We start from the raw sequence: 13,793 nt of genomic DNA, 5'->3' as shown, positions 1-13,793 counted from the left end.
CCAGCGTTTCACGCTTTTTTCACATTCTTTTGACGCGGGCTTGATGCCCCGCTGGTTACTTTGGCAGCCATGGATTCCTCAAGGGAGCAGGTTGTCATGTCTAGCGACAAACCCATCGATTTGGCGTTCTCGCACAAGTACGACCGTGAGCATGCCCGCCAGTATTTGCACAAACATCAGGACGGCCTGGCGCGTCGGCTGTCCCATTGGCGCGACGAACAACTGGCTCGGCATGCCTTGAAGCTGGCCGGCGAGCCTAACCTGGTGCTCGACCTACCGTGCGGCGCGGGACGCTTCTGGCCGCTGCTGGCCGAACAGCCGAACCGGGTGATTCTCGCGGCGGACAATTCAGCGGACATGCTGGCGATTGCCACGGCCGGGCAGCCGGCAGATGTGGTCGCCAGGGTTAAGGCTTTCCAGACCTCGGCCTTCGCCATCGATCTGGGCGATAACGCGGTCGACAGCATTTTCTGCATGCGCCTGCTGCATCACATCGCCGACCCCGAGCATCGCCTGGCGATGTTGCGCGAGCTGCACCGGGTGACCCGCGATACCCTGATCGTCTCGCTGTGGGTCGACGGCAACTACAAGGCCTGGAAGCGTCGGCAGCTGGAGGCGCGGCGTGCCGCCGAGGGGCCGGGCGGTGCCAATCAGAACCGTTTCGTCATTGCCCGGTCGACCATCGAGGCGGAGTTCAAGCAGGTCGGTTTCGATACCCTCGGCCACCAGGACTTCCTCCCGGGCTACGCCATGTGGCGGGTCTATGTCCTGCGCAAGGGCAACTGAGATGAACGGCCTGACGGCGTTAGCGCAGAGCGAGCGGGTACCCAGTGCCTTCGAGGATTGGTGGCAGACTCGCGGCGAGTGGGTCGAGGCGCCCAATCGACGCCGCGGCGGCGAAAGTGGCGTGCAACGTTTGCGTCATGCAACCGGGCCGTCGTTGTACCTCAAGCGTCAGACCGGGCATCTGTACCGCTCCTGGCGACACCCTTGGGGTCGGCCCACGGTGTTGCGTGAGTTGCACGCCATGCAGGCGTTGGAAAAGCTCGCCATCCGCGTGCCGAAGCTGGTCTATGGCGCCGCGCAGAAACACGCCGGGCAGTGGCGCGCACTGTTGGTCACCGAGGCGCTGGAAGGCTTCGTCAGCCTGGAGCAGTGGTACGCCAGTGAGGCGCCGCAGCGTTGGGGCCACGGATTCCAGGGCCGCTTGTTGCAAGAGCTGGCGCTGACCCTCAGGCGTCTGCACCGGGCCGGTTGGCAGCATGGTTGTCTGTACCCCAAGCACATCTTCGTCAAGCGTCACGCCGCCGGCAGCAGCGATTGGGCCGAAGTGGCGTTGCTCGATCTGGAGAAAAGCCGCCGCCGGCTGTTCGGCAGCGCCGCGGCGCGCCGCGACCTCGCTCAGCTCTCTCGGCGGCGTGGCGACATGCCGTCAGCCGACTGGCGCACCTTGCTCGACGCCTACGCCGCCTGCGATGGTTCGACCGACAGCGTGGCGGCCTCTCAGCGTGAAGCCTGAAGCCGCTGTCACGGCGCTCGACGGCCGCGCGCTGAAGGGGCAAACCGGCTGGCGGCGGATCATGCATGCCGGCGGCTATTCCTGGGCGGGCTTGCTGGCGGCATTTCGCGGCGAGGCGGCGTTCCGCCAATTGCTGCTGCTCAATGGCGTGCTGCTGCCGCTGGCGTTTTGCCTGGAGGTCGCCAAGGTCGAGCGCGCGCTGCTGATCGCCGTATGCCTGCTGGCGCTGATCGTCGAGTTGCTCAACTCGGCCATCGAGGCCACGGTGGATCGCATCTCTCTGGCACTGCACCCCTTGTCGAAACAGGCCAAGGATCTGGGCAGCGCCGCGCAATTGCTGACCCTGAGCCTGATCGCGGTGGTCTGGGCGGTGATCCTGCTGTAGCCGCATTGCACTTTGACGCCAGGTGCGGGGCTGCGGCCTAATGGGCGTTCGTTACGCCAGCCTGTCCGCCGAGTGTCATCATGTCCGTGCAAGCCCGTTCCCCGTCCAATATGCGTCCGAGTACCCTGCATTTGCCGCAAGGCGCTTGGGCGACCGTGCTCGATTGCCTGTGCGCGCACTTTCCGGCGATCAGCCGCGAGCAATGGCTGCAGCGCATGGCCCGTGGCCGGGTGCTGGATGCCGACGGCGCGCCGCTGGGGCCGGCGCATGCCTACCGGGCAGGCCTGCGCGTGCATTATTTTCGCGAGGTGGCGGCGGAGACGCCGATCCCCTTCGTCGAATCGGTGCTGTATGTCGACGAACACCTACTGGTGGCCGACAAGCCGCATTTCCTGCCGGTGATGCCGGCCGGCGAGTATGTCGAACAGACGTTGCAGGCACGCCTGGCCAAGCGCCTGGGTAATGCCGACCTGGTGCCACTGCACCGCATCGACCGGCATACCGCCGGGCTGGTGCTGTTTTCCACCCATCCGCAGAGTCGTGGCCGCTATCAGGCGCTGTTCCGTGAACGGCAGATGGACAAGCGTTACGAGGCGCTGGCACCGGCTTTGCCGAACCTGGACTTTCCCCTGCGGCGGGCCACGCGGCTGGTGGCCGGCGAGCCGTTTTTCCGCATGCAGGAAGTCGCCGGCATGGCCAATACCGAGACCCGTATCGAGGTCGCGGAAAAACTCGGTGAGCTCTGGCGCTACGCCTTGTTCCCCGTGACCGGCAAAAAGCATCAGCTACGGGTGCACCTGGCGGCCCTGGGCGCGCCTATCTGCAACGACCCCTTCTACCCCGAGATCGGCGAAGGCGCCGATGCCCCTGACGACTACAGTCGGCCGCTCAAATTGCTGGCCCAGGGCCTGAGCTTTATCGATCCGCTAAGCGGCGAGCAACGCCGCTTCGAGAGTCGCCTGAGCCTGACCTGATGCCGTAGCCCGGAGGCAATTCGGGACGGTTCAGCGCCAGATAAGCCGCTCCCGGACTGCACCCGGGTTACAGAACGGCCCTCCTGCGCAGCCGCAGTCTGCGGCCGCGGGTTACGCCGGCTGTTTCGGCGCCGCCTGCCACAGCACCTCATTGATCTGCTGGCGCTGGGCGATCAGGCGCGCGGCGACGAACAGCAGGTCGGAGAGGCGGTTGACATAGGCCAGGCCGATACCGCGGAGGGGTTCCACGGCGTTCAGCTGCTGGCAGCGGCGTTCGGCGCCGCGCGCCAGGCTGCGGCAAACGTGGGCCTGGGCGATCAGCCGCGAGCCGCCCGGCAGGATGAAATCTTGCAGCGGGCCGAGCTCCTCGTTCCAGCGGTCTATCGCCGTCTCCAGGCGCTCGACTTCGGTTTGTTGCAGGGCCTGGTACTCGGGCATCGCCAGCTCGCCGCCGAGGTCGAACAGGCGGTGCTGGCAGGGCGCGAGCACCTCGATGAGTTCGCTCAGGCCCGGGCACATGGCCTGCTGTTCGGCGAGTTCGGCGAGCAGCAGACCGAGTTGGCTGTTCAGTGTGTCCACCTCGCCCATGGCCTCCACCCGCGGGTGATCCTTGGCCACCCGGCGGCCGTCGGCCAGGCCGGTTTCGCCGGCATCGCCGGTGCGGGTGTAAATTTTCGACAGTCGATAACCCATGTTTATAAACCTGTAATGGCGGGTGCGGCAGTTAGCGGGAGACGCAGGGTAAAACAAGTGCCCTGAGTGCTATTGGAGTGCACTTCCATTTGCCCTTTATGGTTGTTGGTGATGATGAAGTAGGAGACCGACAGGCCCAGCCCGGTGCCTTGGCCGACTTCCTTGGTGGTGAAGAACGGCTCGAAGATGCGCTTGCGTACCAGTTCGGGCATGCCGACGCCGTTGTCTTCCACCTGGATTTCTGCCCAGGGCGGCGCCAATCGGGTGCGTAAGATGATCTGCCCGGGCGTGCGGCTGTCGGCGCGCTGGTGAATCGCCTGGGCGGCGTTTTTCAACAGATTGAGCAGCACCTGCTCCAGCTCGTTGGCGGTGCCGGGCACCGGGCCCAGAGCGGCGTCGAATTCGCGGCGGATGAGCAGGCTCTTGAAGTCGAAGCTTTCGGTCAGGTCGAAGTCGTTGCCGGCGATTTCCAGCGCCTGGTCGATCACGGCGGGCAGCTGGCAGGGCGCCAGTTGGCGGTTGCTGCGACGGCTGAAACTGAGCATATGGCTGACGATTCTCGCCGCCCGGGTTCCGGCCTGCTGGATGTCGTCGAGCAGGCGCGGGATCTCCCGTGCGTGCAGGTAACGGTCGATGGCTTCCAGGCACACGCCAATCTGCGCGGCCTGTTCGCGGTTCTTCTCCAACTCCGGCGACAGGCGCCGGCGGATGTTCTGCACGTTATGCAAAATGGCGCCAAGCGGGTTGTTGATCTCGTGGGCCATGCCGGCGGCCAGGCCGCCGACCGAGAGCATTTTTTCCGACTGCACCATCATCTCCTCCAGGCTCAGGCGCTGGCTGATGTCGTCGATGCGGATCACCACGCCGCGGCCACTGCCGCCCATCAGTGGGTAAAAGGTCAGGGCGTAGTGATGCGGTTCTTCGTCCTTGCTCCAGGTCACCCGCTCGATCTTCTCCACCTTGTGCTGTTCGGCGGTGTGTTTGAGCATCGGCAGAAAGGGTTTCAGCGGCGGGAAGGCGAGGAATACCGGCTGGTTCAGCGCCTCGTTCAGGCGCGTGCCGGAGAGGACGCTGGCTTCCTGGTTCCACTGGGTGACGTAGAGTTGTTCGTCGAGGGCGATCAAGGCCGAGGGCATGGAGTCGATGATGCTGTTGAGGTAGTTCTGAAAGCCCGTGAGCTTTTTCTCGATCTTGCTGCGTACCTGCACCTCCAGCTCCAGCTTGCGGTTGGAGTGGCGGGTTTCTTCGGCCAGCCCTTGTGCTTGGTCGAACGCCGCCTGGGCGTCGTCGCGGGCACGTTTAAGCTGTTGCTCGCGCGCCTCCATGCGCGTCAGCATGGTGTTGAAGGCATCGGCCAGGCTGCCGATCTCGTCCTGGTTGCCGCGCCTGGCCCGCAGTGAATAATTCTCCTCGCGGGTAACCTGGCGCGACAGTTCTTCCAGTCTGCGGATCGGTTTGGTCACCAGTCGGCGGATCTGCCGTGCCACCAGCAGCCAGAGCAGCACGCTGAAGGCGAGGATCGCCAGGCTGGCGGTCAGGGTGCCGGTGTAGAAGGCGCTGGGCAGCTCGCTGGAGGCAACCAGCAGCAAGTAGCCAGGCTCTGCATCGGGCTGGGGCAGCTCGACCAGCAGGTTGGTGCGGAATTCGCTGTGGCGCCAGCTCTCCAGTTGTTCGACGCGTAGCGGCAACTGAAGCTTTTCCCCGCGTTGTAGCTGGGCCAGGCTGGCGCCGTTGCTGTCGTAGATCGCCGCGGCGCGCAGGGGTGCGTAGTCGTCCAGACGTTGCAGCAGGGCTTCGGCGGCGTTTGCCGAGCCCAGCGCTTCCTGGCTCAGGGATGCGCTGGCGATCAGTCGGCCCAAGGTGTGCAAGGCTTGCGGCGCGACGCTCTGCTGGGAAATCCAGTAGGCCGCGCTGATGAACGCCAGGTTCGCCATCAGCAGCACGGCGGCCAGCAGTACCAGCAGCGCGGCAAGCAGTTTGCGGCCGACCGGAAGGTTTTCGAGACGCTGGCGCAATAGCATGGGCTGGCAAGCCGCGGTGACGAGGGAGTGCGAGCAGGGTAACGCGTGGCTTAATGGCTGGGCAATCCGCGCGCGCTCAGGTGCCCGCGCAAACGTGCATGCAGCGCCTCGAGGTGCGCTAAAACCAGGCCATGGCGCTGCGCCGCGGCACAGGCATAACCGAGCAGATAGGCAATTTCACTGCGCCGGCCCCGGGCGACATCCTGGTGCATCGAGGAGTAGTTCGCCGCGGTCGCCTGGATCACCCGCTGCACCTCGGCATGCAAATCCTGTGCGGCGGCGGGCTGGCCGCAGGTGGCCAGCAGTTCGCCGAGTTCGGCGCAGAGGGTGGCGACCTCCGTCGGGTGTTCGCGTAGGCCGCCGTTGCGGCAATCGTAGAGGACGGTCAGCGGGTTGATGGCGCAGTTCAGCGCCAGCTTGCGCCATAGCCGGCTGAGAATGTCCGGGCTCCACTGGTGGGGGATGCCGCTGCGTTCGAGTTCGTCGAGCCAGCTCGCCGGGGTGTTGTCGAGCGGGTCGCCGAGCCAGGTATGGCCTTGGCCGGCGAATACCACGCGCCATTCTCCTTCGGGCGCGGCGCCATCGCGAAAGGCGCCTTCGGTGCTCGAGGCGAAAATACAGCGCGCATTAGGTACCTGGGCCGCCACGGCATCCTGGCTGCCCAGGCCGTTTTGCAGGAGGATCAGCTCGGCGCCGGGGGCCAGGCGCGGCTTGAGAGCGGCAATGGCGCTTTCGGCGTCGTAGGCCTTGCAGGCCAGCAGCAGGCGCTGGATCGGCGCCGAGTCGGCGGCGGTCTGTCCCGGTACGGGGTAGTGCCGGGCCTGCCCCTGTTCGACCAGGGTCAGGCCTCCCGCGCGCCGATAAGCGGCGAGACGACTGGCGTCGCGCAGGATCAACTGCACCGGCACGCCGGCGCGGGCCAGGCGTGCCGCCCAGAGGCCACCCAGGCTGCCGGCGCCGAGTACATGCCAGCTCATCTCGGCGCTCGCCTAGTTCGTCAGCGGCAGGCGCATGGCGGCGACCCGGCCACTGGCATAAGACTCCGGCAGCAGCTTGGTCGCATGCGCGATCAGGCTGTCCGGGTCGATGGGCAAGGCTTTGGCGTTGAGGCCGACCAGGCAGATACCGGCTTTGAGGCCGATGAAACCTTCGCTGGTCTTGAACGCCTTGACGTTGAGCCCTTCGTGCAGGCGTTTAAAGCTGCTCGGCGCACACTCTTGCAGGTTTTCGAGCAGGGCGATCAGGGCGAAATGGTTGTCGTCCAGGCGCACCAGCACGTCCAGCGGGCGCACCAGTTGCTGCAAGCGGCGGGCGACGCCATGCAGCAATTCGTTGTAGAAGCCGTTGCCATGACGCTGGCGCAGTTCGCCCGCCTCTTGCAGGCCGATCAACAGGTAGCACAGCGCGCCGCCACGCGACTCGACCTGGCGCAGGCTGTCGAGCAGCTTCTGCCGCAGGTAGCGGGCATTGCCCAGACCGGTCAGCGTATCCACCAGGTTGCGCTGTTCCAGGCTGGCGATGTTTTCCGTCAGCAGGCGATTTTCCTGGAGCAGACGTTGCAGGGAGTTGCATAGGCGGTCGGCGGCGTAGACCCGGGGCACCAGCTGTTCATTCATCTGCGCCTTGTTGATGAAGTCGTCGACGCCGCGGTCAAAGGCTTCGCCCAGTACGTTTCCGCCTTCCTTGCCGGTCAGCAGCATGACGTAGGTGTAATGATCGGCCATTTCATCCAGCTGGCGTACCCGTCCGGTCAGTTCCAGGCCATCCATTTCCGGCATCAGCCAGTCCGCCAGGAGCACGCTGGCCGGGCGCTGCTCGACCAGCTTGAGGGCTTCGGCAGCACTGTGGGCGAAGCGCACGTCCTGGTAGCCGGCCTGGCTCAGGGCACGGCCGATCATGGCGCTGGAGAACTTGGCGTCGTCCACCACCAGGATGCTGAGATGGGGGTTGGGCATGGGCAGGCTCTTAGGGAAACTCGCATGGGCCCGGTACATCGCCGGGCAGGCTTTGTTGCTATCGATATATACTGGCCGGGTTATTTAACCGTCAAGCCAAGCGCGTTCCGCCCGTGATCTGGGTCGCGCCGTCTATCTGGAGGAAGCCCATGCCCTCGTTCGACGTGGTGTCCGAACTGGACAAACACGAAGTGACCAATGCTGTCGACAACGCCATCAAGGAGCTCGAGCGTCGTTATGACCTGCGCGGTAAAGGCAGCTTCGAGCTTAAAGACCTGACCGTCAACCTGACGGCCGACGCGGATTTCCAGCTGGAGCAGATGGTCGAGATTCTCAAACTCTGCCTGGTAAAGCGCAAGATCGATGTGCAATGTCTGGAATTCAAGGACGCCTACCCCTCGGGCAAGAGCGTCAAGCAGGAGATGACCCTGCGTGAAGGCATCGACAAGGAGCTGGCGAAGAAGATCGTCGCTCACATCAAGGACAGCAAGCTCAAGGTGCAGGCCGCCATCCAGGGCGAGCAGGTGCGCATTACCGGCAAGAAGCGCGACGACCTGCAGGAGGCGATCGCCGCCCTGCGGGCCAAGGAGTTCGGCATGCCGCTGCAATTCAACAACTTCCGCGATTGATGCGGCAAGCCTGCCGGACACCGGGTGTCGCGGCGGCAATGATCGTAAAGCGACCGCCATGGCTTGCCATGGCGGTCGCGTTTTAAGCGTCGAAAAAGGAGTGGCAAATGGAGATGAATGTCGAGCAACTGGTGAGGATGTCCGAGACCTGGCTGCCGGTGCTGCTGCAATACAGTGGTCAGCTGACCCTGGCAATTCTTACCTTGCTGATCGGTTGGTGGTTGATCAACACGCTGACCCGCAAAGTCAGCGCGGTGCTGGATCGCCGCAACGTCGACCGCGCCCTGCACAGCTTCATCGGCAGCCTGGCCAGCATCGTCCTCAAGGTGCTGTTGCTGGTCAGCGTGGCCTCGATGATCGGTGTGGAAACCACCTCCTTTATCGCGGTGATCGGTGCCGCCGGTCTGGCCATCGGCCTGGCCCTGCAGGGCAGCCTGGCGAACTTCGCCGGTGGCGTGCTGATCATGCTGTTTCGCCCGTTCCGCGCCGGCGACTGGATCGAAGGCCAGGGCGTTTCCGGTAGCGTCGACAGCATCCAGATCTTCCACACCACGCTGAAAACCGCGGACAACAAAGTGGTCATCGTGCCCAACGGCAGCTTGTCGAATGGCCATATCACCAATTATTCGCGTGAACCCAAGCGCCGCGTCGACATCAACCTGGGCATCGATTACTCCAGCGATATCAAGCAGGCGCGCGATGTGCTGCTGAAAATCGCCGAAGACCCGCGGGTGCACAGCGATCCGGCGCCAGTGGTGTTCGTCACCGGCTTGGGCGACAGCGCGGTCAATCTGTCGCTGCGGGTGTGGGTGGCGACGGCGGACTTCTGGCCGGTGACCTTCGCGTTTACCGAGTCGGCCAAGGAGCAATTGAGCGAGGCCGGCATCGGTATTCCGTTCCCGCAACGGGTGGTGCATCTGGTGCAGTCCAGCTGAGTTCGTCGGTGCCTGTTCGGCTATGAAAATGCCGCTTTCCTTGTTCGGGAAAGCGGCATTTTTCAGGGCGCGCGCAGGTTACAGGCGCAGGCCGCCGTCCAGCTCGAGAATGCGGCCGGTGTAGTAGTCGTTTTCCAGAATGTAGGCCACCGAGTGGGCGATTTCCGCCGGTTTGCCCATGCGCCGCAGCGGAATACCCGAGGTCATTTTCTCCAGTGCTTCCGGCTTCATGCTCAGGGTCATCTCGGTTTCGATGAAGCCCGGCGCCACGCCGGCCACCCGAATGCCGTAACGCGCCAGTTCCTTGGCCCAGACCACGGTGTCGGCGGCGACGCCAGCCTTGGCCGCCGAGTAGTTGGCCTGGCCGATGTTGCCGGCGCGGGAGATCGAGGAGATGTTGACGATCGCGCCCTGATTCTGCAATTCGATCATTTTCGCCGCCACTTCGCGGGTGCAGAGGAATACGCCGGTCAGGTTGACGTCGATCACCGCCTGCCACTGGGCCAGGCTCATCTTGCTCATTTCGCCGTCCTTGACCCGGATGGTCAGGCCGTCACGCAGGATCCCGGCATTGTTGACCAGGCCATTGATCGCGCCGAAGTCTTCGGCGACCTGGGCGACCATGTGGCTGACCTGTTCTTCATTGGCCACGTTGCACAGGTAAGCCCGTGCTTCCACGCCATAGGCCTCGCAGGCGGCCACGGCCTCGTCGAGTTTTTCCTGGTTGAGATCGACCAGCGCCAGTTTCACGCCTTTGCCGGCCAGGTATTCGCCCATGGCGCGGCCCAGACCCTGGCAGCCGCCGGTGATGATGATAACTTTGTCTTTGAGTTGCATCGCGTATCCCCTCAAGGTATCTCGTGTGGCCCCGCTGGCGCGCTGTAACAGCTATTCTAGGGCGCCTGTCCGCTAGTGACGGATTCTTTGCGAGGAGTCATAACGTGAGCGTGAAAGCCGCTAAGCATGCCCGAGAATTGCTGCTCAAGGAATACCGTGGGATGCTCTCGACCCATTCCAAGGCCATGCCGGGCTTTCCTTTCGGATCGGTGGTGCCCTACTGCCTGGACGCTCAGGGTTGTCCGCTGCTTCTGATCAGCCGCATCGCCCAGCACACCCATAACCTCAGGCAGGACGCCAAGTGTTCGCTGTTGGTCGGCGAGCGTGGCGCCGAGGACGTGCAGGCGGTTGGCCGTCATACGCTACTCGCCGAAGCGCGACAGTTGCATGACCAGGGCGCAATCGAGGCTGCCGCAGCGCGTTATTACCGCTACTTTCCCGAATCGCGAAATTATCACCGCTCCCATGATTTCGATTTCTGGATGCTGGCGCCGGTGCGTTGGCGTTATATCGGCGGTTTCGGTGCGATTCACTGGCTGGATCGGGTGGCGCTGAGTAACCCTTTCGCGGGCGAAAACGAGCGGGGCATGCTGGAGCACATGAACCGTGACCATGCCAGTGCCATCGCTCATTATGTCGCGCTGGCCGGTTTGCCGACCCAGGTGCCGGCTGAGTTGGTGGGTGTCGACAGTGAGGGGTTCCACCTGCGCATCGGCCGCAGTGTCTATTGGCTGGCCTTTGCCGCATCCTGTCACGCTCCCGACGAGGTGCGTCAGGCCTTTGTGTCGCTGGCGCATGCCGCTGTTTGGCCGACCGGCGGCGCTGTTTCCGCTTGAATTAAGCGCAATGCCCCATATCTCACTCTTATTGGAAGCCGTTCTTCCGCTAAGGAATTCTTGATGCGTGTTGTTCTGTTTTTGTTCCTGTTGTTTCCGCTTATCGAGCTGGCCCTGCTGATTCAGGTCGGCAGCGCCATTGGCGTGCTGCCGACGCTGTTGCTGGTCATAGGTACGGCGATTCTTGGCGGCATTCTGCTGCGTATTGCCGGGGTGGCCACCGCCTGGCGTGCGCGCGAAAAGCTGGCGCGCGGCGAACTGCCGGAGCAGGAGATGCTCGAGGGTCTGCTGATTGCGGTAGGTGGCGGCCTGCTGCTGCTGCCGGGCTTCATCAGCGACCTCCTCGGCGTGCTGTGCCTGATGCCCTTCAGCCGCCGCTTGCTGGCCAACAAAATCCGCCTGCGCGCGGCTGAGCAAGCCATGCGCCAGCGGGCGTTTGCCGATGATCTGGCGGCGCGTTCCGGGCAGACCCGGCCGAATGTGCTGGAAGGTGAGTACAAGCGTCACGACTGACGCGATTGTGCCGGTTCCGCTAGCAGGCCAGGGTTGGGCGTTGCCCCATGGCGGGCGATTTTGCCTGTCGGGCCGGCGTCAATACGCCGCTGCAGGCGTTCATCGAACGCAAAAAAAACATCGCCGCCCCTTGAAATCCCCTTGTGCGCCCTTATGTAGCGGTCACCGCAAGGTTTTCTGCCGGTTTCGGCAGAACAGACTTCCGCGTTGCACTCCGGTGCAGCGCAACCGGCTCCGCCGGACTTTGCCAACCCGCTGGCGTGAACGCCAGCCGATGTAACCAACCTATTGGGAGAGATCGACAATGAAGCTTCGTCCTCTGCATGACCGCGTCGTGATCCGTCGCAGCGAAGAAGAAACCAAAACCGCAGGCGGCATCGTGCTGCCGGGTTCCGCTGCCGAGAAGCCAAACCAGGGCGAAATTGTCGCTGTAGGCACCGGTCGCGTGCTGGACAGCGGCGAAGTCCGCCCGCTGGCCGTCAAGGTCGGCGACAAGGTGGTGTTTGGTCCTTACTCCGGCAGCAACACCGTCAAGGTTGACGGCGAAGACCTGCTGGTCATGGGCGAGAGCGAAATCCTGGCCGTTGTCGAAGCCTGATTGCAGACTCCGCCACAGCGTATTGCGCTCCACCAAAACGAATTTTGAGGAATATCCAACATGGCTGCTAAAGAAGTTAAGTTCGGCGACTCCGCCCGCAAGAAAATGCTCGCCGGTGTAAACGTCCTGGCCGATGCCGTTAAAGCGACCCTCGGCCCGAAAGGCCGTAACGTGATCATCGAGAAGAGCTTCGGCGCTCCGACCATCACCAAGGACGGCGTTTCCGTCGCCAAAGAAATCGAACTGAAAGATCGCTTCGAAAACATGGGCGCGCAGCTGGTCAAAGACGTGGCCTCGCGTGCCAACGACGACGCGGGCGACGGCACCACCACCGCTACCGTGCTGGCTCAGTCGATCGTCAACGAAGGCCTGAAAGCCGTCGCTGCCGGGATGAACCCGATGGATCTGAAGCGCGGCATCGACAAGGCGACCATCGCCATCGTTGCTCAGCTCAAAGCGCAATCCAAGCCGTGCGCCGACACCAAGGCCATCGCCCAGGTCGGCACCATTTCCGCCAACTCCGACAGCTCCATCGGCGACATCATTGCCGAAGCCATGGAAAAAGTCGGCAAGGAAGGCGTGATCACCGTTGAAGAAGGCTCGGGCCTGGAAAACGAACTGTCGGTCGTAGAAGGCATGCAGTTCGACCGTGGCTACCTGTCGCCGTACTTCATCAACAAGCCGGACACCATGGTCGCCGAACTCGACGGCCCGCTGATCCTGCTGGTCGACAAGAAGATCTCCAACATCCGCGAAATGCTGCCGGTGCTGGAAGCCGTGGCCAAAGCCGGCCGTCCGCTGCTGATCGTCGCCGAAGACGTCGAAGGCGAAGCCCTGGCCACCCTGGTGGTGAACAACATGCGCGGTATCGTCAAGGTCGCTGCCGTCAAGGCGCCGGGCTTCGGCGACCGTCGCAAGGCCATGCTGCAGGACATCGCCATCCTCACCGGCGGTACCGTGATCAGCGAAGAAGTCGGCCTGAGCCTGGAAAGCGCCACCCTGGAACACCTGGGTAACGCCAAGCGGGTCATCCTCAACAAGGAAAACACCACCATCATCGACGGTGCTGGCGTGCAAGCCGACATCCAGGCGCGTGTCGCCCAGATCCGCAAGCAGGTCGAAGACACCTCGTCCGACTACGACAAAGAGAAGCTGCAAGAGCGTCTGGCCAAACTGGCCGGCGGTGTTGCCGTGATCAAGGTCGGTGCCGGTACCGAAGTGGAAATGAAAGAGAAGAAAGCCCGCGTTGAAGACGCCCTGCACGCCACCCGTGCGGCCGTCGAAGAAGGCGTGGTACCTGGCGGCGGTGTGGCTCTGGTACGTGCCCTGCAGGCTATCAGCGAGCTGAAAGGCGAGAATGCCGATCAGGACGTGGGTATCGCTCTGCTGCGCCGCGCTGTCGAAGCGCCGCTGCGTCAGATCGTTGCCAACTCCGGTGACGAGCCGAGCGTAGTGGTCGACAAGGTCAAGCAAGGTTCGGGTAACTACGGTTACAACGCGGCGAGCGGCGAGTACGGCGACATGATCGAAATGGGCATCCTCGACCCGGCCAAAGTGACCCGTTCGGCGTTGCAGGCCGCTTCCTCGATTGCCAGCCTGATGATCACCACCGAAGCGATGATCGCCGAGATCGTCGAAGACAAGCCATCCGCTGGCGGCATGCCGGACATGGGCGGCATGGGTGGCATGGGCGGCATGATGTAAGCCAGTCGGCTCCCCAGTAGTCCCTGAAAAACCCGCGCCTCGGCGCGGGTTTTTTTTTAGCCAGCCGGTGCAAGTATGGCGGCTTGGCTGCATTGCGCTTGGCTCGAGGTTGTCCCGGCGCTGTGTGCAGTGGCGAGTGAGCGGGCCGCGGACGGCAAGCTGGGGTGGCCCGGAACCGCCTGGGCCATATATGG

General features: G+C 63.5%; 15 protein-coding genes. 10 read left to right on the top strand and 5 right to left on the bottom strand.

Going from position 1 to position 13,793, the window contains the following annotated elements; genetic code table 11:
* The first annotated feature begins 96 nt into the window (after positions 1-96).
* From P8H27_RS01285 to P8H27_RS01270, 4 genes are all read left to right on the top strand, one after another.
* Complete coding sequence (locus P8H27_RS01285; RefSeq protein ID WP_289634806.1) at positions 97-786, top strand: class I SAM-dependent methyltransferase; 690 nt, start codon at positions 97-99, stop codon at positions 784-786.
* A gap of 1 nt (position 787) precedes the next feature.
* Positions 788-1,519 carry a lipopolysaccharide kinase InaA family protein gene (locus P8H27_RS01280; RefSeq protein ID WP_289634805.1) on the top strand — a complete coding sequence of 244 codons (732 nt, stop codon included), beginning with the start codon at positions 788-790 and terminating at the stop codon, positions 1,517-1,519.
* Positions 1,520-1,580: 61 nt separating this feature from the next.
* Positions 1,581-1,904: a diacylglycerol kinase gene (locus P8H27_RS01275; protein WP_289634886.1), complete on the top strand. Its 324-nt coding sequence runs from the start codon at positions 1,581-1,583 to the stop codon at positions 1,902-1,904.
* Between the two features lie 80 nt (positions 1,905-1,984).
* Positions 1,985-2,878: a pseudouridine synthase gene (locus P8H27_RS01270; protein ID WP_289634803.1), complete on the top strand. Its 894-nt coding sequence runs from the start codon at positions 1,985-1,987 to the stop codon at positions 2,876-2,878.
* A gap of 111 nt (positions 2,879-2,989) precedes the next feature.
* Here P8H27_RS01270 and P8H27_RS01265 read toward each other — a convergent pair whose 3' ends face one another.
* The 4 genes from P8H27_RS01265 to P8H27_RS01250 are packed head-to-tail and all read right to left on the bottom strand — an operon-like array spanning position 2,990 to position 7,547.
* Positions 2,990-3,571 carry a cob(I)yrinic acid a,c-diamide adenosyltransferase gene (locus tag P8H27_RS01265; RefSeq protein ID WP_289634802.1) on the bottom strand — a complete coding sequence of 194 codons (582 nt, stop codon included), beginning with the start codon at positions 3,569-3,571 and terminating at the stop codon, positions 2,990-2,992.
* Positions 3,572-3,573: 2 nt separating this feature from the next.
* Positions 3,574-5,592, bottom strand: coding sequence for an ATP-binding protein (locus P8H27_RS01260; protein ID WP_289634801.1), 2,019 nt, complete (start codon positions 5,590-5,592; stop codon positions 3,574-3,576).
* A gap of 50 nt (positions 5,593-5,642) precedes the next feature.
* On the bottom strand, positions 5,643-6,569 hold the full coding sequence (locus tag P8H27_RS01255) for a putative 2-dehydropantoate 2-reductase (protein WP_289634800.1): 927 nt from the start codon (positions 6,567-6,569) through the stop codon (positions 5,643-5,645).
* A gap of 12 nt (positions 6,570-6,581) precedes the next feature.
* Positions 6,582-7,547 (bottom strand): response regulator, encoded by a 966-nt coding sequence (locus P8H27_RS01250; RefSeq protein ID WP_289634799.1) that lies wholly within the window; start codon positions 7,545-7,547, stop codon positions 6,582-6,584.
* A gap of 149 nt (positions 7,548-7,696) precedes the next feature.
* Between P8H27_RS01250 and P8H27_RS01245 the strand changes: the two genes are divergently transcribed.
* A complete protein-coding gene (locus P8H27_RS01245) occupies positions 7,697-8,176 on the top strand; it encodes a YajQ family cyclic di-GMP-binding protein (RefSeq protein WP_289634798.1) in 480 nt (159 codons plus the stop codon).
* Between the two features lie 107 nt (positions 8,177-8,283).
* Positions 8,284-9,111 (top strand): mechanosensitive ion channel family protein, encoded by an 828-nt coding sequence (locus P8H27_RS01240; RefSeq protein ID WP_289634797.1) that lies wholly within the window; start codon positions 8,284-8,286, stop codon positions 9,109-9,111.
* A 78-nt stretch (positions 9,112-9,189) separates the two neighbouring features.
* Here P8H27_RS01240 and P8H27_RS01235 read toward each other — a convergent pair whose 3' ends face one another.
* The gene (locus P8H27_RS01235) at positions 9,190-9,948 is read right to left on the bottom strand and encodes an SDR family oxidoreductase (RefSeq protein WP_289634796.1); all 759 of its coding nucleotides are present in this window, start codon (positions 9,946-9,948) and stop codon (positions 9,190-9,192) included.
* A 104-nt stretch (positions 9,949-10,052) separates the two neighbouring features.
* Between P8H27_RS01235 and P8H27_RS01230 the strand changes: the two genes are divergently transcribed.
* From P8H27_RS01230 to groL, 4 genes are all read left to right on the top strand, one after another.
* The gene (locus tag P8H27_RS01230) at positions 10,053-10,784 is read left to right on the top strand and encodes a HugZ family protein (RefSeq protein WP_289634795.1); all 732 of its coding nucleotides are present in this window, start codon (positions 10,053-10,055) and stop codon (positions 10,782-10,784) included.
* 63 nt (positions 10,785-10,847) lie between these two features.
* Entirely contained in the window at positions 10,848-11,297 is a 450-nt protein-coding gene (locus P8H27_RS01225) for an FxsA family protein (protein WP_289634794.1), read from the top strand.
* A 304-nt stretch (positions 11,298-11,601) separates the two neighbouring features.
* Positions 11,602-11,895, top strand: coding sequence for a co-chaperone GroES (locus P8H27_RS01220; RefSeq protein WP_289634793.1), 294 nt, complete (start codon positions 11,602-11,604; stop codon positions 11,893-11,895).
* A gap of 60 nt (positions 11,896-11,955) precedes the next feature.
* Positions 11,956-13,599, top strand: coding sequence for a chaperonin GroEL (gene groL, locus P8H27_RS01215; RefSeq protein ID WP_289634792.1), 1,644 nt, complete (start codon positions 11,956-11,958; stop codon positions 13,597-13,599).
* Positions 13,600-13,793 lie beyond the last annotated feature (194 nt).

This window comes from Pseudomonas sp. sp1636, assembly GCF_030376615.1.
Taxonomy (GTDB): Bacteria; Pseudomonadota; Gammaproteobacteria; order Pseudomonadales; family Pseudomonadaceae; genus Aquipseudomonas.
Note: the sequence above shows the minus strand (reverse complement) of the source record. Positions and strands in the feature narration are given on the sequence as shown.